General features: G+C 71.5%; 16 protein-coding genes. 8 read left to right on the top strand and 8 right to left on the bottom strand.

Going from position 1 to position 22,881, the window contains the following annotated elements:
- Positions 1-94 precede the first annotated feature (94 nt).
- Positions 95-550 carry an Lrp/AsnC family transcriptional regulator gene (locus OG714_RS42810; protein WP_406129268.1) on the top strand — a complete coding sequence of 152 codons (456 nt, stop codon included), beginning with the start codon at positions 95-97 and terminating at the stop codon, positions 548-550.
- Between the two features lie 38 nt (positions 551-588).
- On the opposite strand, the gene OG714_RS42805 is transcribed toward OG714_RS42810, so the two are convergent.
- The 3 genes from OG714_RS42805 to OG714_RS42795 form a co-directional block, all read right to left on the bottom strand.
- Positions 589-3,579: an AAA family ATPase gene (locus OG714_RS42805; protein ID WP_406129266.1), complete on the bottom strand. Its 2,991-nt coding sequence runs from the start codon at positions 3,577-3,579 to the stop codon at positions 589-591.
- Positions 3,580-3,676: 97 nt separating this feature from the next.
- A complete protein-coding gene (locus OG714_RS42800) occupies positions 3,677-4,840 on the bottom strand; it encodes an exonuclease SbcCD subunit D (RefSeq protein WP_406129264.1) in 1,164 nt (387 codons plus the stop codon).
- 105 nt (positions 4,841-4,945) lie between these two features.
- Positions 4,946-6,235 (bottom strand): MATE family efflux transporter, encoded by a 1,290-nt coding sequence (locus OG714_RS42795; RefSeq protein WP_406129262.1) that lies wholly within the window; start codon positions 6,233-6,235, stop codon positions 4,946-4,948.
- A 348-nt stretch (positions 6,236-6,583) separates the two neighbouring features.
- On the opposite strand from OG714_RS42795, the gene OG714_RS42790 reads away from it, so the two are divergent.
- Positions 6,584-8,566, top strand: coding sequence for a protein kinase domain-containing protein (locus OG714_RS42790; RefSeq protein WP_406129260.1), 1,983 nt, complete (start codon positions 6,584-6,586; stop codon positions 8,564-8,566).
- A 63-nt stretch (positions 8,567-8,629) separates the two neighbouring features.
- Here the strand turns inward: OG714_RS42790 and OG714_RS42785 are convergent, their stop codons facing one another.
- Positions 8,630-9,256 (bottom strand): YigZ family protein, encoded by a 627-nt coding sequence (locus OG714_RS42785; RefSeq protein WP_406129259.1) that lies wholly within the window; start codon positions 9,254-9,256, stop codon positions 8,630-8,632.
- A 125-nt stretch (positions 9,257-9,381) separates the two neighbouring features.
- Here OG714_RS42785 and OG714_RS42780 point away from each other — a divergent pair, with 125 nt between their 5' ends.
- On the top strand, positions 9,382-11,367 hold the full coding sequence (locus OG714_RS42780) for an amino acid transporter (RefSeq protein WP_406129258.1): 1,986 nt from the start codon (positions 9,382-9,384) through the stop codon (positions 11,365-11,367).
- Between the two features lie 10 nt (positions 11,368-11,377).
- On the top strand, positions 11,378-12,208 hold the full coding sequence (locus OG714_RS42775) for an SDR family oxidoreductase (protein ID WP_406129256.1): 831 nt from the start codon (positions 11,378-11,380) through the stop codon (positions 12,206-12,208).
- 13 nt (positions 12,209-12,221) lie between these two features.
- On the opposite strand, the gene OG714_RS42770 is transcribed toward OG714_RS42775, so the two are convergent.
- Together OG714_RS42770 and OG714_RS42765 are read right to left on the bottom strand one after the other, a co-directional pair.
- On the bottom strand, positions 12,222-12,764 hold the full coding sequence (locus tag OG714_RS42770; protein ID WP_406129255.1) for a SixA phosphatase family protein: 543 nt from the start codon (positions 12,762-12,764) through the stop codon (positions 12,222-12,224).
- Positions 12,761-13,525: a hypothetical protein gene (locus OG714_RS42765; protein WP_406129253.1), complete on the bottom strand. Its 765-nt coding sequence runs from the start codon at positions 13,523-13,525 to the stop codon at positions 12,761-12,763. The genes OG714_RS42770 and OG714_RS42765 overlap by 4 nt, the downstream gene beginning before the upstream one ends.
- 180 nt (positions 13,526-13,705) lie before the next feature.
- Between OG714_RS42765 and OG714_RS42760 the strand changes: the two genes are divergently transcribed.
- Positions 13,706-14,533 carry a carboxypeptidase regulatory-like domain-containing protein gene (locus tag OG714_RS42760; protein ID WP_406129252.1) on the top strand — a complete coding sequence of 276 codons (828 nt, stop codon included), beginning with the start codon at positions 13,706-13,708 and terminating at the stop codon, positions 14,531-14,533.
- A gap of 28 nt (positions 14,534-14,561) precedes the next feature.
- On the opposite strand, the gene OG714_RS42755 is transcribed toward OG714_RS42760, so the two are convergent.
- Complete coding sequence (locus OG714_RS42755; RefSeq protein WP_406129250.1) at positions 14,562-15,443, bottom strand: alpha/beta fold hydrolase; 882 nt, start codon at positions 15,441-15,443, stop codon at positions 14,562-14,564.
- A gap of 141 nt (positions 15,444-15,584) precedes the next feature.
- Here OG714_RS42755 and OG714_RS42750 point away from each other — a divergent pair, with 141 nt between their 5' ends.
- Complete coding sequence (locus OG714_RS42750; protein WP_406129248.1) at positions 15,585-17,615, top strand: BTAD domain-containing putative transcriptional regulator; 2,031 nt, start codon at positions 15,585-15,587, stop codon at positions 17,613-17,615.
- Positions 17,616-17,634: 19 nt separating this feature from the next.
- Here OG714_RS42750 and OG714_RS42745 read toward each other — a convergent pair whose 3' ends face one another.
- Positions 17,635-19,593 (bottom strand): hypothetical protein, encoded by a 1,959-nt coding sequence (locus OG714_RS42745; protein ID WP_406129246.1) that lies wholly within the window; start codon positions 19,591-19,593, stop codon positions 17,635-17,637.
- A gap of 248 nt (positions 19,594-19,841) precedes the next feature.
- On the opposite strand from OG714_RS42745, the gene OG714_RS42740 reads away from it, so the two are divergent.
- Together OG714_RS42740 and OG714_RS42735 are read left to right on the top strand one after the other, a co-directional pair.
- On the top strand, positions 19,842-20,864 hold the full coding sequence (locus tag OG714_RS42740; protein ID WP_406129244.1) for a LacI family DNA-binding transcriptional regulator: 1,023 nt from the start codon (positions 19,842-19,844) through the stop codon (positions 20,862-20,864).
- Positions 20,865-20,987: 123 nt separating this feature from the next.
- On the top strand, positions 20,988-22,847 hold the full coding sequence (locus tag OG714_RS42735; protein ID WP_406129242.1) for a right-handed parallel beta-helix repeat-containing protein: 1,860 nt from the start codon (positions 20,988-20,990) through the stop codon (positions 22,845-22,847).
- The last annotated feature ends 34 nt before the right edge of the window (positions 22,848-22,881 follow it).

Below are 22,881 nucleotides of genomic sequence, written 5' to 3'. Positions count from 1 at the left end.
GTCGAGAAATCTACGGTCGGCGACCGGTCCACTGAAGGGACGATCCCCGGCGTACCTCTTGATCAGCCGGGGATTCCCCTGCTATTCCTCAGGCATGACCGCGCATTCCACTTACACCCCGGACGCCACCGACTGGCGCATCCTCGAAGTCCTCCAGCGGGAGGGCCGGGCCAGTTTCGCCGAGCTGGCCCGGGCCGTCTCCATGTCCGCGAGCGCGGTCACCGAACGGGTGCGACGGCTGGAGGAGGCGGGCGTGATCCAGGGATACGCGGCGGTCGTGGACCCCGAGCGGCTGGGGCTGCCGATCCTGGCGTTCGTGCGGCTGCGCTATCCGAACGGCAACTACAAGCCCTTCCACGACCTGGTCGCGGCGACGCCGGAGATCCTGGAGGCGCATCACATCACGGGCGACGACTGCTTCATGATCAAGGTCACGGCCCGTTCGATGCGCCACCTGGAGGAGGTCTCGGGCAAGATCGGCGCCCTGGGATCGGTCACCACCAGCGTCGTCTACTCCTCACCGCTCCCCCGCCGCCCGCTGGGCCACTGACCTCACAAGCCTTACAGGTCTCACGGGTCTCACCGACCTCACTGCCCCCGCTGCCGTACGGCCGACCCGTCCCTCCCCTTCACGACCTCCAGCTGCGCGTGGATCCGCCGCCGCAGATCGGCGACATGGCTGACGATGCCGACGCTGCGGTCCCGCTCGCGCAGGGAGTCCAGGACGTCGAGGACCTCGTCGAGGGTCTGCTCGTCGAGGCTGCCGAAGCCCTCGTCGATGAAGAGTGTGTCGAGCCTGACCCCGCCGGCCTCGTCGGTGACCACGTCCGCGAGCCCGAGCGCGAGGGCGAGCGACGCGAAGAACGTCTCACCGCCGGACAGTGTCGCCGTGTCCCGCTCCCGCCCGGTCCACGCGTCGACGACATGCAACCCGAGTCCGCTACGGCCGCGCCCGGCCCGGTCGTCCGAGTGGACGAGGGTGTAACGGCCGGACGACATGCGCTGCAACCGTACGGTCGCGGCGGCGGCCACCTGTTCCAGGCGGGCGGCGAGAACGTACGACTCCAGGCGCATCCGGCGTTCGTTGTCGGCCGAGGTGCCGGCGGTGAGGGTGGCGAGGCGGGCCACCCGGTCGTACTCCTCGCGCAGCGGCGCCAGTTGACGTGCCCCTGCGGCCGATCGGGCGGAGAGCCGGTCGAGTTCGGTGCAGCGCCGGGCCGCCGCGTCGCGCGCGGAGGCCGCGTCCCGGGTCCGCTGAACGGCCGCGGTCGCGGCACGCTCCGCCAGGTCCAGGTCGGCGGGGGCCTGTTGCGCGGCCGCCGCCGTGTCGACTTCGGCCAGCACGGCCCGTACGGCGGCCTCCTCCGACTGCCAGGCGTCCAGGCGCCGTTGGAGTTCGCGATGAGCGGTGTCGTCGAGAAGGGCGGCGGCAGCGGCCTGCGGGGTGTCGAACCCGGCGCGGAAGGCGGCGTCGGCGAGCCGGGCGTCGGCGTCCTTGAGCCGCTGCGCGGTGTCCTCGGCGGTACGGACGGCGTCGGCCGCGTCGGTGAGCAGCGCGGCCTGCCGCTCCAGCTGGGCGGCACGGGCGGCCACGCTCTCGGCGGCGCCCCGGGACTGCGCCAACTCGCCTTCCAGGGAGGCTCGTTCGCGGTCCAGGGTGTCGCGCAGGGTCGTGCGGGAGGCGGCTCTGAGGGCGGCCTGCTGCTGGATCGCGGTCCGCCGCTCGTGCTCCTGCTCGGCCCGGCGCAGTTCCTCGGCCGCGGGGTGCAGCCAGGACGCGTCCCGGCGGGCCTGCTCGTAGAGCCGCTCCAACTCCGCGACCTCGTCGGCGAGTTGACCGGTCGGCGCGTCACCCGCCTCGGCGGTGGCGGCGGCGAGGGCTTCCCGTACGACGGCCAGGCGCCGCTCGGCCTCGGTGCGCTGTTCCTCGGCGCGCTGGTGGGCGGTGAGGGCCCGCTCCTCCGCCGCGCGGTCGACGTGCCCGGCGGATTTGCGGGCGGGGGCGGGGTGTTCGGTGGCTCCGCAGACGGCGCACGGTGCGCCGTCGGTGAGGTGGGCGGCGAGTTCGGCGGCGATGCCGTTCAGCCGCTGTTCCTTGAGGTCGAGCCAGTGGGCGCGGGTCGTCAAGGCATGTTCGGCGCAGACCAGCACCTGCCGCTGGGCATCCTCCGTGTCACCGGCGAACTGGTCCCGCTGCCGGGCAGCCCCGAGCCGCCGCTCGGCGGGATCACGCCGGACGCCGAGCTGTTCGGCCCGGGTGGTGGCCTCCTGCGCCGACTCGATCCGCGCCTGAAGTCCCGCACGGGTGGTGTCCCACTCGGCGAGCCAGGCCTCGGCCTCCTGCCGTACGTCCTCGTCGGCGCGCTCCTGGCGGTCCAACTCGGCGCGCTCCACGCCGAGTTCGGTGAGCCGCTGCTCGGCGCGGCGGGCCGACTCGAGTCCGCCCAGTTCCTCGGCGGCTCGGCGTGCGGCGGCGGCCAGCCCGGCAGCGCCGGCGCCCGCGAAGGTGTCCGGCAGCAGGTCACGCGCACGCGACTCGGTCCGGGCGGCGTCCCGGTGCTCGGTGTCGGCGGCCTCGCGCAGCTCCAGCGCCGGCGCCACCGCCTCCGCCTTCCGGGCCCGCTCCATCCGCGCCTGTGCCTGCCGATAGCCGTCGGCCCGCTCCTCCATGAGCGTGGCCCGCTCCCGCGCCTGCGTGAACCGCTGTTGCAGACGCGCCAGTTCACGTACGTCGGCCAGTTCACGATCGGCGGCGGCCTGAGCGGACTCGGCGGCACTCAGCCCACCCTGCGCGACGGTCAGTTGTTCGCGTGCTGTGCTGCGGGCGACGGCCGCCGCGCTCAACACCTCGTCGGCGAGGCCGGGTTCACCGGGAGCGAGGTCCGGCAGCTCCATGGCGTCACCGGCCGCCTGCTGCATGCGGTGCGCGTCCGCGAGCAACTCGGCGTCGCCCTCGCGGACCTGGGTCTCCGTGGCGCGGCGCCGTTCGGCGAGCCGTTTCTCGACCTCGGCGAAGCGGTGGGTGTCGAAGAGCCGGCCGAGCAGCTTGCCGCGCGCCTCGGCGTCGGAGCGCAGGAACCGCGCGAACTCGCCCTGGGGCAGCAGCACGACCTGGCAGAACTGTTCCCGGCTCATGCCCAGCAGCTGGGTGATCTCCTCGCCGATCTCCTGGTGCGAGCGGCTGAGGTCCTTCCAGTCGCCGGCGGTCGCGTCGTACTCGCGCAGCCAGCTCTGTGCCTTGTCCAGGGTGCTGCCCGTGCCGCGCTTCTTGGGGCGGGCCCAGGGCGGCTGCCGGGTGAGCTCCAACCGCCGCCCGGCGACGGTCAGTTCGAGCCGGACTTCCGTGCGGGTGCCGGCCTCCGCGTGGTCGCTGCGCAGGGTGAGCCCCTGGCCGGACTGCCGGACGCCGGGCACCGAGCCGTAGAGCGCGTAGCAGACGGCGTCGAGGACGGAGGTCTTGCCGGCGCCGGTCGGACCGTGCAGGAGGAACAGCCCGGCGGAGGACAGTTCGTCGAAGTCGACGGTCTGCGAACCACCGAAGGGACCGAAGGCGGTGATGTCGAGCCGGTGCAGCCTCATCGGCCGCCACCCCCTTCTCCCGCTCGCCACGCGAAGCCGACAGCGCCCACCCCGTCCACCGCACCCCGCCGCGCGTCCACCGCATCCCGCCGAACGCTCACGGCGCCACCTCCCGTACGACCGAGTCCGCGCGCACCGCGTCGAACGCCTCCTGGAGCACGGCCTGTTCGTCCTCGTCGGGACCGGCGCCGCGGACGTGGGCCACGAAGTCGTCGGCGATCTCACGGTCGTTGCGGCCCGCGAGGCGCCGGGCGTAGGACACGTCGGGGTCGTCGGGGCCCCGCTCGGGGTCGAAGACGAGGCTGAGCGTGTGCGGGAAGCGTTCGGTGAGCCGGGCCATGGGGTCGGCCGGGCGGACCGGGTCGGTGAGTGTCGCCTCGACCCACGCCTCCTCGTGCCGCGCGAGGTCGGGATCGTGGAGGAGGTCCTCCAACGTGCCCCGGATACGTGCCAGTTCGCGCGGTACCGGGCAGTCGAGGCGCTCGGCGGTGACGGTCCCGGCGGCGTCCAGGTCGACGAGCCACATGCTCTTGCGGTGGTCGGCCTCGGAGAAGGAGTACGGCAGCGGGGAACCCGAGTACCGCACGCGCCCGGTGATGGTCTGGGAGCCGTGCAGATGTCCCAGCGCCGCGTAGTCGACGCCGTCGAAGACACCGGCCGGTACGGCGGCGACTCCGCCGACGGTGATGTCCCGTTCGCTGTCGCTGGCCTCGCCGCCGGTGACGAAGGCATGCGCGAGGACCACGGAACGGGTGCCGGGCGCGCGGCCGGCGAGGTCGGCGCGGACCCGGCCCATGGCGGCGGCGAGAACGGCTTCGTGTCCGGCCTTCTCGACCCCGAACTCGGCCTTGACCAGGGCGGGTTCGAGATACGGCAGCCCGTAGAAGGCGACGTCGCCGAACGCGTCCGGAATCACCACGGGCGTCCCGCAGGCCGACGGTTCGGTGCGGAGGTGGATGCCCGCGCGGTCGATCAGACCGGCGCCGACGCCGAGTCGGCGGGCGGAGTCATGGTTCCCGGAGATCATCACCGTGGGCACGCCCAGGTCGGCGAGCCGGTGCAGGGTGTCGTCGAACAGCTCGACCGCGGCCAGCGGCGGCACCGCCCGGTCGTACACGTCTCCCGACACGACCACCGCGTCCACGGCGTGTTCGCCCACGGTGGTGACGAGGTGACTCACGAAGTCGGCCTGGGCCCCGAGCATGTTCACGCGGTGGAACGCCCGGCCCAGGTGCCAGTCGGAAGTGTGCAGCAGTCTCATCGGTCCACCACGCTAGCGCCTGTCGGCCCCTGAACCACCATTGACCTCGGAGTTCCCAGGCATCAGATGTGATATGGCCGTAAATCCGGCGATATGGACGCCCACTCACACCGGCAGCTTCTGCACGGGTATGAACCGCCGGGGGTCCTTGATGTACCGGCGTACGGCGAACGCGGTGTAGGCCAGGCCGACGAACCAGCCGATGGGCACCGCCCAGATGATGCCGTCCAGCCCCAGCGGTCCCTTCAGGAGGAACGCCGTGGGAACCCGGACCACCAGGAACGACAGCATCGTGCACACGAGCGGGAAGACCGTCCGGCCGATGCCGTTCAGGAAACCGTGGGTGACCGCCATCGCCGAGTAACAGAGGAAGAACGGATACGCCATGAGGATGTAGGAGCCGACGATCGCCCGCACCTCCGCATCGGTCGTGAACGCGGCCGCGATGTCCTGCCGCAGCAGGATCACCAGCAACGACTCCGCCAGCGTCCCCCACACACAGATCCGCAGCGCCTCCAACAGCACCCGCCGGGCCCGCTCGGCATCGCCCGCACCCGTGTGCTGGGCCACGAACACCGTCACCGCCCCGGACAGATCCAGATAGAAACGCCCCGCCAGGGCCTCCAGCCGCGAGGCGATGCTGAACGCCGCGATCGCGGCCGTGCCGAACGGCGCGATCAACGACGTCAGCACCATGGTCCCGAGCGAGAGCATGACGTGCTGGATACCCACCGGAAAACCCAGGCGCAGGGACAAACCCGCCTGCCAGGCCAGTTCGGGAAGACTGCTGCGATAACGGTGGACACCGTGCCGCCGGGCCACCAGGACCAGCCCGGCGACGAACGCCAGCGAAGCGGCCGTCACCGTCCCCAGCGCCGCACCACGCAGCCCCCACCCCAGCACAGCCACGAACGTCCAGGCCAGGGCGATGTTGAGGAGACTGCTGAACACCATGATGTACATGACCGTGCGCGAATCCCCGAGCCCCCGCAGGAACCCGCCCAGGGCACCGATGCCGAACATCCCGACAAAACCCAGGGACAGCGTCCGCAGATACGTCGTACTCCCCGCGGCCACACCGCCGTGGATCCCCATGGCATCGAGGAAGAACCCGGTCGCACCGAAGACCAGACCGATACACAACCCGGCCCAGACCACCGCGAACAACGCCAGCCCGATCACCGCATCCTGCTGCCGCTCCGCCCGGCCCGAACCGGTCATCCGCGCGAACCGGATGGCGAAACCGCTCACCAGCCCCAGGAACACCGCGTTGACGAGGTAGAAGATCGGCTGAGCCGCACCGACCCCCGCCAGGCCGTCGACACCGACGTAATGGCCCACGATGACACTGTCCGCCAACAGGTACGACTGCTGAACATAGTTGGCGACCGACATCGGCAGACTGAACCCTAGAATCACCCGCCGCTCCGAACGGTCCCCCCGACCGAATCGCTCCGATCGGCGCTTCAGTAAGTCCTTGTCCATTCGACCCCCAGCGTGTGTCGATCCTTCCGGCCCTCCACTACCCCCACCGCACAGGGTGTTGACGCAAGCATGTCGATCAGCTTGGTGATCGCCGTCGGGTCGCTGTGGGAAAGCCTCAACTCCCTTGTCGCACAGATGTGCTGCGCTAATCTCACGTCACACGCACCACGCGAGAGACACAGGGTTCCCATGCCAGTCGAGTTCCGCGGTCGGTCCGAAACGATGGCCTATGCGGCGGCGGGGATGGAGCCGCCTCCCGTGGTGCCGCTGCGGAAGAGCGACCCGCGCCAGGCGGGCCCGTACCGGTTGATGTCGGTGCTCGGCAGCGGCGGGATGGGCCGGGTCTTCCTGGGCCGCGACGCCACCGGCGCCACGGGTCCGGCCGCCGTGAAGGTGATCCGGCCCGAGTACGCGGAGGACCCGCTGTTCCGGAGGCGCTTCGAGCGCGAGGTCGGCGCCCTGGGCCGGATCCAAGGGGCGCACATCGTACGGCTGTTGGGCAGCGGCTGTGACGAGGATCTGGTGTGGGTCGCCACCGAGTACATACCCGGGCCCACGCTGTCGGAGCTGATCGACGCGCGCGGACCGGTCGACGCGGCGGCGGCCTGGCGGTTGCTGGCCGACGTGGGCCGGGCGATCGAGGCGATCTGGCGCGCGGGGATCGTGCACCGCGACCTCAAGCCGTCCAACGTCATCCTGGGTGCCGACGGCGCCCGCGTCATCGACTTCGGTGTCGTCCAGGCCGGCGACGGCACCTCGATCACCGCCACCGGCCAGAACGTCGGCACCCCCGCCTACATGTCCCCGGAGCAGGTGCGCGGCCAGGAGGTGACCGCCGCCTCCGACGTCTTCTCGCTGGCCTCCACGCTCACCTACGCCGTCGCCGGGGAAGCCCCGTTCGGTGAGGGCACGGGTGTCGACGTGCTGCACCGGGTGGCGTTCGACCCGCCCCGGGAGGACGTCCTCGACAAAGTGGCGGACGTCGACGCGGAGTTGGCCGCGTTCATCCGCACCTGCCTGGACAAGGACCCTGAGCTGCGGCCGTTACCCGAGGCGGTGTTCAGAACGGCCATCGGACATCAGTTGTCGGCGCCGGTCGGCGGCCCGCCACGGATTCCCTCCCGGCGCAGGCCCTCCCCCGCCGAACGTCTCGAAGGGCTCGAAGGGCTCAAGGGACTCAAGGGAGTTGAAGAGGCCGAAGGACTCGGACGGCTCGATGGGCTCGAACGGCCCGTCGCGGCAGCCCCGGCCTCGCCCGCGCCTCCCGCCCCGCCCGCCGCATCCACCACATCCCGGAAACACGCGAACGCCCCTAAAAAACGCGGCAAGTTGATCGCGGCCGCCATCGGCGCGGCCACCCTCCTCGTCGGCGCCGGCATCACCGCGACGCTGCTCCTGCTGCACCACGACGCCCCCGGAACGTCGGCCGGTCCCGGACCGGGGACACCCCCGGCCGCCGTCGCACCGGGGAACTCGCCCTCGGGGCCGGGCGGTTCGCCGAGTACGGACGCCTCCGCGTCGGCGACGAAGGGCGGGGCGCCACAGAACCCGTCGGGCGCGCCGGCCACCCGCGATCCCGCGAACCTCGACATCCGGCTCTCCTCCTGCATCGCCGAACTCGCCTCGCGCTCCGGCGGCGACTGCGTCAAGGCGCTCCAACTCCTCCTCGCCGGTTACGGGTTGCACGTCACGGTCGACGGCGAGTTCGGGAAGGCCACGGCCGACGCGTTGAAGGTCTTCCAGACCGAGGCCGGAACCACCGCCAGCGGCACGGTCGACGCGCAGACCGCGAAGCTGCTGTACGGCACGGAGCGGGGGCCGGTCCGTGCCGGTACGGTGACCGTCACCGAGAGCGTCGACACCGTCGATGTCGCCCGGTGTCTCGACGCCCACGTGACCGCCGTCCAGGTGTGGGGGTGCAACGGCACGGCTGCCCAGAAGTGGGCGCTGTTCCGCGTGCCCGGCCACAACTCCCAGTATCTGGTGGTCAATCAGGGCAGCCACTACTGCCTGGACGCCGACGCCAGCACGGTCGGCCAGAACTTCACGAAGATCCGGGTCAGGAGCTGCGACGGGCTGGGCGCGCAGCGGTGGAAACTGGGCGGCGCCGGGACCCTGGTCAGCGTCCCGGACGGTTTCTGCCTGGACGCGGAGGCCTCCGCGTCGGGGAAGGACGGTCAGACCGTCCAGACCTTCGGCTGCGCGGGCAGCTCCAACCAGGTCTGGAAATGGGCCTCCTGACAGACCGTCAGTAGCCGTCGGGACTCACGCGTCTCCGTACCCCCCGCCGGCCCCGGCTCCACCTCACGCGTCCCCGTACGCCTCGCCGCCCAGCTCCAACCCCGCCGTCCCCGCCGTCGCATCCGCCAACCACCCCCGGAACGCGTCCACTTCGGCGTCCGGCAGGCCGATCTCGATGGTGACCTCCTCGCCGTAGCGGACGTCCCGGACCTCGCGGCCGGTGGCGCGCAGGTCGTTCTGGACCTTGCCCGCGCGCTGGTGGTCGACGGTCACCGTGGCGAGGCGGAAGCGGCGGCGGGTGATCGTGCCGAGGGTGTCGAGGGCCTCGCCGACCGAGCCGCCGTAGGCCCGGATGAGGCCGCCCGCGCCGAGCTTGACGCCGCCGTAGTAGCGGGTGACGACGGCGACGGCGTACCGAATGTCGCGGCGCAGCAGCATCTGGAGCATGGGGACGCCCGCGGTGCCGCCGGGTTCGCCGTCGTCGCTCGCCTTCTGGATCGCGGCGTCGGCGCCGATGACGTAGGCGAAGCAGTTGTGGGTGGCGTCCGTGTGTTCCCTGCGGATCCGGGCGATGAAGGCCTGGGCCTCCTGTTCGGTGGCCGCTGGGGCGAGGGCGCACAGGAAGCGGGAGCGGTTGACCTCGGTCTCGTGCACGCCCGGGCGGGCCACTGTGCGGTACTCGTCCTGCATCCGGCCAGCCTATGCGCAGGGTCAGGGGTCGCCCCCGGTCCGGGTGCGGGTGACGATGTGGTGGATACTCGCTCCTCGTCGCCCGGGCCCCGGGCACGGTCGTTCGATCGCAGGGAGTTCTCAGCATGACCGGCGCGCAGGTGGACCCCACGGAGAGCGCGGGGTCCGGGGGTCCCGAGTCCGCCGCGGAGCGCTGCCGGGCCTGGCTCCTGAACGGGCTGAGCGAGCAGAGCGCCCGGCATCCGGGCCCGCACGCCACCCCGGACCCGGAGCACGAGGGTCACCGCTGGTGGCGGGTCATGTGTCTGACCGGCGTCGACTACTTCTCCACCCTGGGCTATCAGCCGGGCATCGCCGCCCTCGCGGCCGGGCTGCTGTCCCCGCTGGCGACGGTCGTGCTGATCGGGCTGACGCTGCTCGGGGCGCTGCCGGTCTACCGGCGGGTGGCGCACGAGTCTCCGCACGGCGAGGGGTCGATCGCCATGCTGGAACGGCTGCTGCCGTGGTGGTCGGGGAAGATCTTCGTCCTGGTACTGCTGGGCTTCGCGGCGACAGACTTCATGATCACGGTCACCCTGTCGGCGGCGGACGCGGCGGCGCACGTCGTGGAGAACCCGTTCGCGCCGGGCTGGCTGCACGGCGAGAACACCTGGATCACGCTGGTGCTCGTCGGGGCGCTGGGCGCGGTCTTCCTCAAGGGGTTCCGGGAGGCCATCGGGATCGCGGTGGTGCTGGTGGGCATGTATCTCACGCTCAACGTGGTGGTCCTCGCGGTGTCCGCCTGGGAGGTGCTGAGCCATCCGGTGAAGATCGGCGACTGGACGGACGCGATGACGGCCGCGCACTCCTCGCCGCTCGCGATGGTCGGGGTCGCGCTGCTCGTGTTCCCGAAACTGGCCCTCGGCATGTCCGGCTTCGAGACGGGTGTGGCGGTGATGCCGCAGGTCAAGGGCGATCCGACGGACACGTACGCGAAGCCGACGGGCCGCATCCGCGAGACCCGCAGGCTGCTCACCACGGCCGCCGTGATCATGTCCGGCTTCCTGCTGCTGTCCAGCCTGGCGACGACCATCCTCATCCCGCAGAGCGCCTTCAAGACGGGCGGCCCGGCGAACGGCCGCGCGCTCGCCTACCTCGCCCACGAGCACCTGGGCCAGGCCTTCGGCACGCTCTACGACGTCTCGACGATCGCGATCCTGTGGTTCGCGGGCGCCTCCGCGCTCGCCGGACTGCTGAACCTCGTACCGCGCTATCTGCCGCGCTACGGCATGGCACCGGAGTGGACGCGGGCGGTGCGCCCCCTGGTGCTGGTCTTCATGGTGACGGCGATCGTCATCACCCTGTGGTTTCACGCGAGCGTCGACGCGCAGAGCGGCGCGTACGCGACCGGGGTGCTGGTGCTGATGCTGTCGGCGGCCTTCGCGTCCACGGTCACCGTGCACAAGCGGGGGCATCGCAAGGCCACGCTCGGGTTCGGCACGATCACCGCCGTGTTCGCGTACACGCTGGTCACGAACGTCATCGAACGGCCCGACGGCATCAAGATCGCGGGCATCTTCATCGTGCTGATCCTGGTGACGTCGTTCGGTTCGCGCGTGCACCGCGCCTTCGAACTCCGCGCCGCCGAGGTCACGTTCGACAGCGCGGCGTCCCGTTTCGTCGACGAGGCGGCGCGCAGCGGCCCGCTCCGGCTGATCGCGAACGAGCCGCAGGAGCACAGCCGTCGGGAGTACCGGGCCAAGGAGTACAGCCAGCGCGAGGAGACCCATATCCCCGACGGCGGCCCGGTGTTGTTCCTGGAGGTCCTGCTCCGCGACTCCTCGGACTTCTCGGCGGACATCACGGTGCACGGCGAGGAGAAGTACGGGGTACGACGGCTCCGGATCGAGGGGCCCACGGTGCCCAACGCGATCGCCGCGGTCCTGCTGGTCCTCCGGGACCGCACGGGCAAGGTCCCGCACGCCTACTTCACCTGGACCGAGGGCAATCCGGTCAGCCATCTCATCCGCTTCCTCGTCTTCGGCGACGGCGAGGTCGCGCCGGTGACCCGCGAGGTCCTGCGCCGCGCGGAACCGGATCCTGAACGCCGGCCTCGCGTGCACGTCGGTTGAACGGCCGGTCATGGCAAGGGTGTTGATCGTCGGCGGCAGCGGCTTCCTGGGCTCGGAACTCGCACGCCGGGCGACGGCGGCGGGTTGGGAGACGGCGGCGACGTACTGCTCCTCCCGCCCCGACGCCGTGCCCGGAGTCACGTGGCACCGGCTCGACCTCCGCGACCCCGCCCGCGTCGACGAGGTCATGACCGGGGCCGCCCCCGACGCGGTCATCAACACGACCAGCGGACAAGGCGATTGGGCGATCACCGCCGATGGTTCGGTCCGCGTGGCGCTGGCGGTGGCGCGCTACGGCTGCCGCCTGGTCCACGTCTCCAGCGACGCCGTGTTCTCCGGTTCCCGGATCTCCTACGACGAGTCGTGTCTGCCCGACCCCGTCACCCCGTACGGCGCGGCGAAGGCCGCCGCCGAGACCGCCGTACGCCTCCTGACACCGGCCGCGGCGGTCGCGCGCACCTCATTGATCATCGGCCACGGCGGCTCCGCGCACGAGCGCATGGTCCACGACCTGGCCGCCGGTACCCGCGAGGGCGTCCTGTTCACCGATGTCGTCCGCTGTCCGGTCCAGGTCGAGGACCTGGCCGCCGCCCTGCTCGAACTCGCGCTGTCCGACCGGTCCGGGATGTTCCACCTCGCCGGCCCGGACGCCCTCAGCCGCCATGAACTCGGCGTGCTCATCGCCCGGCGCGACGGACTCGACGCGGCCCGGCTGCCCGCCGGACGCCGAGCGGGCACGCCCGTACCCGGCGCCCTGGAAGTCCGCCTGGTCGGCACCACCACGCGGGAACAGCTCCGGACCCGGCTGCGCGGAGCCCGGGAATTCCTCCAAGCCCCTTAGCCGCAGCCCCACTTCACGTCTTCTTGCCCCGCGGCACGGTCAGGCTCGTCAGCAGGGCCGTGCCCGGGGCGAGGTCCTGCCAGGTGGCGCCGTGCCAGGCCAGGACCGCGATCGCCGAGGTCGGGAACTTCACGCGGACCTCGTCGAGCGCGTCGTCGAGTCTGTCACCGGCGAGCGCGAGGACCAGCTCCTCCAGGCCGGGGTTGTGCCCGATCAGGAGCAACGTCTCGACCTCGGGCGGCACTTGGTGGACGACGTCGAGGAGGTCCGGCACGTCGGCCGCGTAGAGCCGCGGCTCGTACCGCACCGGCGGCGGGGTGCCCCACTCGGCGGAGGCCAACTCCCAGGTCTGGCGCGCCCGTACGGCCGTGGAGCACAGCGCGAGGTCCGGCAGGGAGTCGGCCTCGGCGAGGGCGATGCCGGCGGCCGGGGCGTCGCGGCGCCCGCGCGGGGCGAGGTAACGCCGGTGGTCGGGAACCCCCTCCGGCCAGGCCGACTTGGCGTGCCGCAGCACGACCAGCCGGCGCAGCGGGCGGGCTCCGGCGCGGGCGCTCACGCCAACGACCCGATGTCACGGGTGAGTTCGAGCCCGAGGAGCCGGTCGGCGTAGGCGTACGTCTCGAAGCGGGCGCCGTCGGGCAGGTCGGGCCAGGTCTCCACCCGGCGCAGCACCCGCAGCACCTCGGGCACGTCCAGGTCGTCCTCCCATGCGGCCCGCAGCTCCGCCCGCACCTCGTCGGGCACCGGCCGCGAGGGCTGACGCGCCCACCCGGCGACCGATCCGCGCCAGTGCGCCAGCGTCCGCCGCGCCTCCTCCAGCCCCTCCACGTCGAGCCGTACCGGCAGGTCCCGGGCGTGCGACAGCAGGGCGAGACGGAGCGCACCCGGGTCGGAGAGGTCCGGGGCGGAAGTAGTGGGCGCATCGACGGGTGCTACGGCCACCAGGACTCCCCCGGGTTCCGCTGCGCCCTCCGTCGCCACGTGGAGGACCTGCGCCTCGCCCAGTCCGGAGCCGAGGTCTCCGCCGTCCTCGAAGGGCCGTATGCCCAATGCCCTTGCCGCCGCCCGGAGTTCGGGCTGTTCGTGCTCGCCGGTGAGCAGTGACCAGACGGGGGTGCCGCCTAGTTCGAGGGCGCGGACGAGGAGATCGGAGAGGAGGAGGACTCGTAGTGTCGTGGGAGTCAGGCCCGACGCGTGTGCCTCGACCCTGGTCAGGCCACGGCGGGCGGGGGCGGCTTCGACGGGCTCGCCGGTTCGGGCGTCGATGATGCGCAGCACGGCCTGAGCGTAGGCGGGCGGACGGCCGTACGCATGCATGTTCGCTCTGCTCCGGCCGAGGTGGCGGGATTCACCCCGGTCTGTCCGGCGCGTCGGGGTGCGCGACCGCGCCTGCGTTCACCCGTTCGCCCATCCCGCCTTTCGCCGAGGCCGGTGGGGCGTGTGGGGTGGGAGATGCCCCGACCAGCACCCCGGCCGAGACGACCCCGGAGACTCCCGATGACCGACCGCAGGCTCCCCCGCAAACCGTCCCCGGCACCCCTTCGCCGACGGCTGCTCCTCCTGGCCGCCGCGCTCGTCGCCGGTACGGCGCTCCTCCCGCCCGGCATCGCGGCCGCCGCGCCGCTCCGCACCGACTCCTGGGAGGTCTCCGCACGGGTTCTGGGCGGCGGGGTGACCATCGTGCCGGGCCGGTCCGGGCTGGTGGAAATCAGCGGGTACGCCGGCGCCGCGCTGCCGGCCGGGTCCTCGCTGCGGCTGACCGCGCCCACCGGGGCCCGGGTCACCGGTACGCCCCTCGCCGACACGGCGCGGTTCCAGGGCTCGGTGACCGCCGACGGCACGAGCGGCACGTACACCTACCTCCGTGACTCGGGGCCCGGTTCGTGGAAGGACGGCGGCTATCCGTTCGCGCTCGCCGTGGACGCGCGGGCGGTGCCGGGGACGCGGCTGCCCGGGTGCGCCGTCGTACTGACCGACGCGGGTGGAACCCGGCGCGCGTCCGGCCGTTGCACCGTGACCGTCGGCATGCCCGTCCCGACGCTGAGCGAACCGGCGGGCGGCACGTTCGTGTCCGGCCGGGCGCGGATCGCGGGGACCTCCTATCCGGGAGCGCGGGTGAGCGTCCTGAACGCCGCCGAGCACAAGGTCTGCGCGGGTGTCGCCCGCATCGACGGCATCTGGTCGTGCACACCGGACACCCCGCTGCCGGAAGGCGCCAACCGACTCCACGCGAGTGCCGCGTTCAACGGGGTCTCGGCGGTCGGCGAGGACGTCGACTTCACGGTGACCGCGGGCACCGACCGGGACACACCGGTTCGGCCGTGACCGCGTGGACCGCCTGAGGCACACCGGTTCAGCGGCCGGCGACGAGCTCCCGCAGTGTCTTCGCCACGACCGCCGGGTCCTCCTCCGCCATGAAGTGGCCGCAGGTGACGGTCTCGTGCCGTAGATCCGGTGCCCAGGCCCGCCACAGCGCCGCCGCGTCGAAGCCGAGCGCGGCGCCCCAGTCCTGTTGGAGGACGGCGACCGGCATCCGCAGCCGGTTGCCGGCCTCGCGGTCGGCCCGGTCATGGGCGACGTCGATACCGGCGGAGGCGCGGTAGTCGGCCACGATCGAGGGGATCGCGGCGCGGCAGGCGTCCAGGTAGGCGGCCCGGATCTCGGCGGGGATCGCGGACGGGTGGTCGGTCCAGAGGTCGAGGAAGTGCCCGAAGAACGCGTCGGGCGCTGCGGTGATCAACTGCTCGGGCAGGCCCGGGGGTTGGGCCATCAGGTAGAGATGGAAGCCCACGGCGGCGGTGACTCCGTGCATCACGTCCCACATGTCCAGCGTGGGCAGTACGTCGAGGCAGGCCAGGTGAGTGATCGTTCCGGGGTGGTCGAGTCCGGCACGGAAGGCGACCAGGGCGCCGCGGTCGTGCCCGGCCAGCGCGAACTGGTCGTGCCCCAGCGCATGGGCGAGGGCGACGACGTCCGCGGCCATGGTGCGCTTGGCGTAACCGGAACCGTCGGTCTCGGCGGGCTTGTCGCTCGCGCCGTAGCCGCGCAGGTCGGGGCAGATCACGGTGTGGTCGGCGGCGAGGTCGGCGGCGACATGGCGCCACATGAGGTGGCTCTGCGGGAAGCCGTGCAGCAGCACGATCGGGCTGCCCGAGCCGGACACGGCCGCGTTCAGGGTGACGCCGTCCGCGACGGGGACGCGGTGGTAGGTGAAGCCGGGGATGGTCGGTGGCATGGTGCGCCCTTCGTTCGTACGTGCTTCGTGCTTCTCTCGCACTTCCTTCGTGCGATGCCGCCGAGCCTGCCGCGCGCCGATGAGCAGCGAATGAGCGCGCTACCGTGACCTGGGGCGATGCCCCGGAAAGGGTGGTCGGCGATGGAGGTCGCGTTCGGGGTGCTGGGGCCGGTCGCGGCCTGGGACGGTGCCGGGGACGCGATCGCCCTGAAGGGACCGCGGCACCGTGCGGTGCTGGCCCGGCTGCTCGTCGCCCGGCGTCGGGTCGTGCCGGTCGGGCGCCTGGTCGAGGATCTGTGGGCGGACCAGGCGGATCATGCGGAGCCGCCCGCCGACGCGGTGGGCGCGGTGCGCACCTTCGTGGCCGCGCTGCGCCGGGCGCTGGAGCCGGAGCGCCCGCCGCGAACTCCGGCCCGGCTGCTGGTCACCGAGGGGCCGGGGTACGCACTGCGGGCCGATCCCGAGGCCGTGGACGCCTGGCGCTTCGAGCGGGCGGTGACCACTGCCGGAACCCTGCCGGACCCGCACGCGCTCAACCTCCTGGAGGAGGCGCTGAGTTGGTGGCGGGGCCCGGCCTACGCCGACTTCGGCGAGGAGACCTGGGCCCGCGCGGAACGCTCCCGCCTCACCGAACTCCGCCTGCACGCCGTCGAACTCCGCGCCGAGGCCCGACTCGCCCTGGGCCAGGCCGCCGAGGCGGTCCCCGACCTGGACGCACACGTGGCCGAACACCCGTGGCGCGAGGACGCCTGGCGCCTGCTGGCCCTGGCCCTTTACCGCACCGGCCGTCAGGGCGACGCGCTCGCGGTACTGCGCCGGGCGCGCACCCTCCTCGTGGAACAACTCGGCGCGGACCCGGGCCCGACCCTGCGCCGTCTGGAGGCGGACATCCTCGCCCACGCCGAGCACCTGGACCCCGGCTCGCACATCGCCCACGCCCCGGACCCCGACCCCGTGTCGGATACGACCGCTCCCGCCGACCACGTGTGGGCTCGGGCAACCGCCGCCTACGACCGCACCGTCGCATCCGGCGCCCGTGCCCGCCTTGAGTCGACCGTGGGCCTGCTCCGCGATCTCGCGGTGACCGGAGGCGGCGGTCTGGAGGCGGCGCGTCGGCACCGCCTCGCGGCGATCAGGGCGGCGCAGGAACTGGGCGACCTGGAGCTCACCGCCCGCGTGATCGGCGCCTACGACGTCCCCGCGATCTGGACCCGCGTCGACGACCCACGCCAGGCGGCGGACACGGTGGCCGCGGCCGAGCACACCTTGGCCGCGCTCCCGCCGGATGCCCATCTCACCGCGCGGGCCCGCCTGTTGGCCACCATCGCGCTGGAGTCACGCGGCACCCGCTCCGCACGCGGACCCCAGGCCGCCCGCCAGGCGGAGGACATCGCCCGCCAGTTGAACGACCCCGCGCTGCTGGCCTTCGCCCTCAACGGCACATTCATGCAGACCTTCCACCGCGCGGGACTGGCTCCCCAACGGGACGAGATCGGCGCCGAGTTGGTCACCCTGTCCGCCCGGCACGGCTTGGTCACGTACGAGGTGCTCGGGCATCTCATCCGACTCCAGTCGCGCGGCGCCCTCGCGGACTTCACCGGAGCCGACGGACATGCGGCAGCGGCGGAAGAGCTGGCCGACCGTCATGAACTGCCGCTGGTGGGCGTGTTCACCCAGTGGTACCGGGTCCTACGACTCACCGCGACCGGCAGTCCCCGGCCGGCCGAGGTGGCAACCGCCTGTCAGGACGCGGCACTTCGGCTGGACGGATCCGGCATGCCCGGGCTGGAACAGGGGCTGCTGCCGCTGGCCCTGCTGTGCCTGCGCCTGCGGAGCGGGCGACCCGCCCAGACCGACGAGCGCATCGACTGGGGACCGTACGAACCATGGGCCCGCCCGCTGGTACTGCTGGCCCGCGACCGTCCCGCCGAAGCCCGGGCGGCACTGCGCTCGCTCCCCGACCCGCCCCGCGACCTCCTGTTCGAGGCCCTGTGGTGCCTGGCCGCCCGCGCGGCACTCGCCGTGGACGACCGGGAGACGATGGAGCGCGCGCTCGCCGAACTGGCGCCCGCCGCAGCCGAGTTGGCCGGGGCAGGCAGTGGCCTGCTCACCCTGGGCCCGGTCGCGCGGTACCTCGACGATCTCACTGTCGCGCTACGGAGCCCTCGGTGAGCGTGAGCCGGCGTTCGCGTCAGCCGCTCACCTGCACCACCACCGTCGCCCCCGCCCGCACCGTCGGCGTCGCGTACGTGTAGGTCACGCCGTCGACCACCTTGGTCCGCACCCGCTGCGGAACGCCGTTGACCTTGATCTTCCTGTGGACGCCGGGGAAGCGTGCCTCCCAACTGTAGGAGCCCTTGCGGGAGTTGTTCGTCAGCGTGGTCTTCGTCGCGCCGTCGTGGCGGACGGTGACCGTGCCGGTGCCGATGGGAACGTCCGCCGCCTGGAGCCACTTCATGCCGGACGGCAGTTGCGACTGGGTGGTCACCTTGTGGTCCGGCGCGTCCGGGGTGATGCCCATCAGGCCCTGGACGGTCTGGCTGACCAGGGTGAACGACACCTCGGGGTAGTCGCCGTCGGGGCCCTGGCTGGAGTTGACGTGCTGGGTCTCCCGCTCACCGTAGATCTTCTTCATCCACTGCCAGGCGGTGTCGGGCCGGTTGTTCTTGAAGAACATGTCGGGGAGGTACGTCGTCGACTCGATGTTGGGCGAGCCGTCCGGGCCCAGCTCCTGTGCCTGGATGTAGTCGAGGTAGGCGTCGTTGCGCGGGCCGGGGGCGATGATCTGCTTCATCGGCATGAAGACGCTGTTCTCCTTGCCCCAGCCGGTGACCGGGGTGCCGGAGGTGGTGTACGCGCGGACCATGTCGGCCCCGCTGCCGGTGCCGCTCCAGTCGTCGTTGAAGTACGCCTTCAGGTCGGCGGCGCGCTTGTCGTACGTCTTGGCGAGTCCGGTGTCGCCCTTGCCGCGCGCGAGGACGGCCATCGCCAGGTACGCCTGGTACTCGGAGGCGATGCCGTCCCCGGCCTCGGCGAGCCCGTCGCCGTCCTGCTCGTTGTAGCTGGCGGCGCCCTGGAAGATGCCCTGGCCCGTGCCCTCGGCGACCTTCACCTTGCCGTTGTCCTTGGCCGAGTTGTGCAGGTCGATGAACTGCTCGGTGGCGTGCCGGTAGAAGTCCCACAGCACCGGGTCGTCGACGTATCTGCGGTCGCCGGTCCACAGGTAGGCCTGGGCCGCCTTCTCGACGAGTTCGAACGTGGCCGGCACCTCGCGGACGAAGTTGTCCGGGCTCTTGTAGTCGATGCTCAGGTAGGTCTTGGCGTCGAAGTTGAGGGACCACACCGGGAAGTACGTGTGCTCGGCGGTGGCCGACGCCGCGTACGAGCGGAGCATCGTCTCGTTCTCGGCGTCGAGGCCGATGAGGTGGGCGCCGGCGAGCTGGTGGGTCATGTCGCGGGAGTAGTAGGCGCTGCGGTTGGCGTATCCGGCCCAGTAGGTGGGCTCGTACGTCGCGCTGCCGGTGCCGCCGGTCTGGTACTCGTCGACGTTGACCGGGCCTACGGTGCCGGGGAGTTGGACCCAGCTGTTGGCCTTCTTCTGGGCCCAGTCGAACATCGCGACGACCTCGGGGTCGGACGAGGTCACCTTCGGATCGGCGGGCGCGGCGGGCGAGATCATCAGGTCGTCGGCGTTGACCCAGGCGCTGCCGGAGCCGAACTCGATCTGCAGCCGGTCTCCGGTCCCCAACTGGACGCCGCTGATGGTGTACCGGGCGTAGCCGGGGTGCTGCGGCAGCGTGATCGTCTCGACGGTCTCGCCGTTGCGCCGGATCGTGTAGGCGCCGCCGGTGCCGGCGCTCCCGATCCATGCGGAGAAGTCGTAACTCCCGTTCCTGGGCGCGACGATGGTCAGCTCGGCGCTCTTGCCGGCTCCGGCGTCGAGGTAGAGGAAGCGCTCGCCGCCGTGCCTGTTGCCGGTGCCGACCCCGGCGCCCGAGGTGAAGGTCCAGCCCGTGCCGCCGTTCTCGAACCCCGGGTCCGGGATGGTGAGTTGGGGGCGGGGGGCGGCGGACGCGCCGGCCGACAGTGCGGGAGCCATCGGCGCGAGCAGGGCAACAGCGGTGATCAGCATGAGCCGTGAGGGCTTCATCGGGTCTCCCGGGTCTTCGGTCGCCACGAGGGGGCGGGCGGCCGAGTGGTGGCCGGAAAGCTAGCAGGGGCCCGAGAGGCGATTCAATGGTCATGCGTGAGAAACATGGAAGACATGCAATCCGACTGCTACTTTGAGCGGAAGGTTCTGATGAAAGTTTTCAATGAAACCCTGCAAGTCGGTTGAGGCAAGCCGGTTGAGACAAGCCGGTTGAGGCAGGTCCACCGAGAGGCCACGGAGGGAACCGTATGAAGGTCGGCATCACCGAGGTCGCGGAGCGCGCGCGGGTGAGCGAGGCCACGGTCAGCCGGGTCATCAACCGGCGTCAGGGCGTGTCCCGCAAGACCCGCGAGGCGGTCGAGCAGGCGATGGCCGACCTGGGGTACGAGCGGCAGACCCGGGGTCAACTCGTCGCGGTCGTCACCGAGTTGGTCTCCAACCCGTTCTTCGCCGATGTCGCCGAGCGCATCGAGTCCGTCCTCGCCCCGCACGGTCTGAAGACGGTCCTGTGCCCGTGCTTCCCGGGCGGGGTGCAGGAGTTGGACTTCGTGACCTCGCTCGCCGACCGGGGCGTGGCGGCCGTCGTGTTCCTCTCGGCCAGCAACACCCTTGAGGGCGCGGACCCTTCGGCGTACGAACTGCTGCGTTCCCGCAGGATCCCGTTCGTCGGGATCAACGGCCGGTTCGAGGGCGTGAGCGAGGCGCCGGTCTTCTCCACCGACGACCTGCTCGCCGCCGAACTCGCCGTCGACCATCTGTACCGGCTCGGTCACCGCCGTATCGGCATGGCGTCCGGCCCGGTCGGCAACCGTCCGGCCGACCGCCGGGTCAGCGGCTTCGTCTCCTCGCTCGCCAGGCGCGGTGTCGAGGACGCGGAGCAGTGGGTGGTCCGGCAGTCGTACACCGTCGAGGGCGGCCAGTCCGCCGCGATCTCGCTGCTCGGCCGGGGGGCCACGGCGATCGTCGCGGCCAGCGACTACATGGCGCTGGGCGCGATCCGCGGTGCGCGCCGGCAGGGGTACGACGTCCCGGGCGATGTGTCGGTCGTCGGCTACGACGGCTCCATGATCATGGACTTCGTCGACCCGCCGCTCACCACGGTCCGCCAGCCTGCCGACCGGCTGGCCTCGGAGGCGGGGCGCAGTGTCCTCGCCCTGGTCGGCAACCGTGACGTCCCCGTCGGCGAGCTTCTCTTCGACCCCGAGCTGGTGATCCGCGCGAGCACGGGGGCGCCGAAGGAGCCAACTCCCTTGCCTCGTCCAGACCATTGACCTAGAGGTCGGATCTAAGGACACTCCAGTCGGAGATCCGACCGGGAAATCGGCGGCAACTCCCCCTATTCATCGGGTGTTTCGCGGCTCATGGCCGTGCATCATGAATGCTCCGGAGGGGCTATGTCTCGGTTCGTGTTCGTCGGGGTGGCGCTCGCGCTGCTCGTCGGCGGCGGCAGTCCTGTGGCCGCGGCGCAGAGAACGACGCCGGTGGCGGTGGTCGACGTGGACGCGTACGGAGCCGACCCCACCGGGCGGACGGACTCGACGCCCGCCGTCGTCGCGGCGCTCCGGCACGCCAAGAACGTCGATCACGGACGGCCGGTCCGGATCGTCTTCTCGAAGGGCACCTACCAGCTCTACCCGGAGCGGGCCGAGACGCGTGAGCTGTATGTCTCCAACACCGTTGGCGCGGACCAGCGTTACCGGGACAAGAAGATCGGGCTGCTCATCGAGGACATGCACGACGTCACCGTCGACGGCGGCGGGGCGAAGCTCGTCCACCACGGTCTTCAGACGGCGTTCGCGTCGATCCGCTCGACGAACGTGACGTTCCAGAACTTCTCGTTCGACTACGCGGCCCCCGAGGTCATCGACGCGACCGTCGCCACCGCCGGTGTCACCGGCGGGCACGCGTACCGCGTCCTGAAGATCCCGGCCGGCAGCCCCTACGAGGTGAACGGCACGCACATCACCTGGCTCGGCGAGAAGAGCCCGGCCACCGGACAGCCGTACTGGCAGGGTGACGACGGACTCCAGTACACCCAGATCCACGACCCCGAGGCGCAACGGACCTGGCGCGGCGACAACCCGCTCTTCAACGACGTCTCCTCGGTCACCGACCTCGGCGGCCGCCGGATCCGCATCGACTACAGCACCGCGACGCAGCCGACGGACGCCGGGCTCGTCTACCAGATGCGCCTGATCGAGCGGACGGAACCGGGCGCCTTCATCTGGCAGTCCAAGAACGTCACGATGCGCTCGATGAACGCCTACTACCTCCAGTCCTTCGGTGTGGTGGGCCAGTTCAGCGAGAACATCACGATCGACGAGGTCGACTTCGCACCCGATCCGAAGTCCGGCCGGTCGACGGCCTCGTTCGCGGACTTCGTGCAGATGTCCGGCGTCAAGGGCAGGGTCTCCATCACCCGGAGCCTCTTCGACGGCCCGCACGACGACCCGATCAACATCCACGGCACGTACCTGGAGGTCGTCGGGCAACCGGGGCCGAACACGCTGACCCTCGCCTACGAACACCCGCAGACCGCCGGGTTCCCGCAGTTCGCGCCGGGCGACGAGGCCGAGTTCACGACGAAGCGCACGATGACCCCGGTGGCGGACCCGCACGCGAAGGTCACGGCGGTCGACGGCCCGAGCGGCATGGACCACACCAAGTCCCTGACCACGATGAACGTCACCTTCGACCGGCCGGTCCCCGCCGGGGTCGAGATCGGCGGCACGGTCGTCGAGAACATCACGGCCACCCCGTCGGTCGTCATCACCGGCAACACGTTCCGCAACGTGCCGACGCGCGGCATCCTGGTCACCACCCGCAAGCCGGTCCTGATCGCGGGCAACCGCTTCGACGCGATGTCCATGGCCAGCATCTACGTCTCCGCCGACGCCTACCAGTGGTACGAGTCGGGCCCGGTCGCCGACCTCACGATCCGCGACAACTCCTTCACCCGCCCCACCGGCCCGGTGATCTTCGTCGAGCCGACCAACCAGGTCGTCGACCCGGCGCACCCGGTCCACCACAACATCAAGGTCGAGCACAACTCCTTCGACATCGGTGATGTGACGGTGGTCAACGCCAAGAGCGTCGGCGGCTTCACCTTCACCGGCAACACGGTCCGCCGCCTGGCCGCGGCCGACCAACCGCCGTACACCTCACCGCTGTTCGTCTTCCACGGCAGCTCGGGCATCAAGATCGCCCGCAACCACTACGACAAGGGCCTCAACACGTCCGTGGTCGCGGACTGAGGAATCAGGGTGCTCCGCCCACTGTTGTCGCAGG

Source organism: Streptomyces sp. NBC_00989, from assembly GCF_045162655.1.
In the GTDB taxonomy this organism is placed as follows: Bacteria; Actinomycetota; Actinomycetes; order Streptomycetales; family Streptomycetaceae; genus Streptomyces.
Note: the sequence above shows the minus strand (reverse complement) of the source record. Positions and strands in the feature narration are given on the sequence as shown.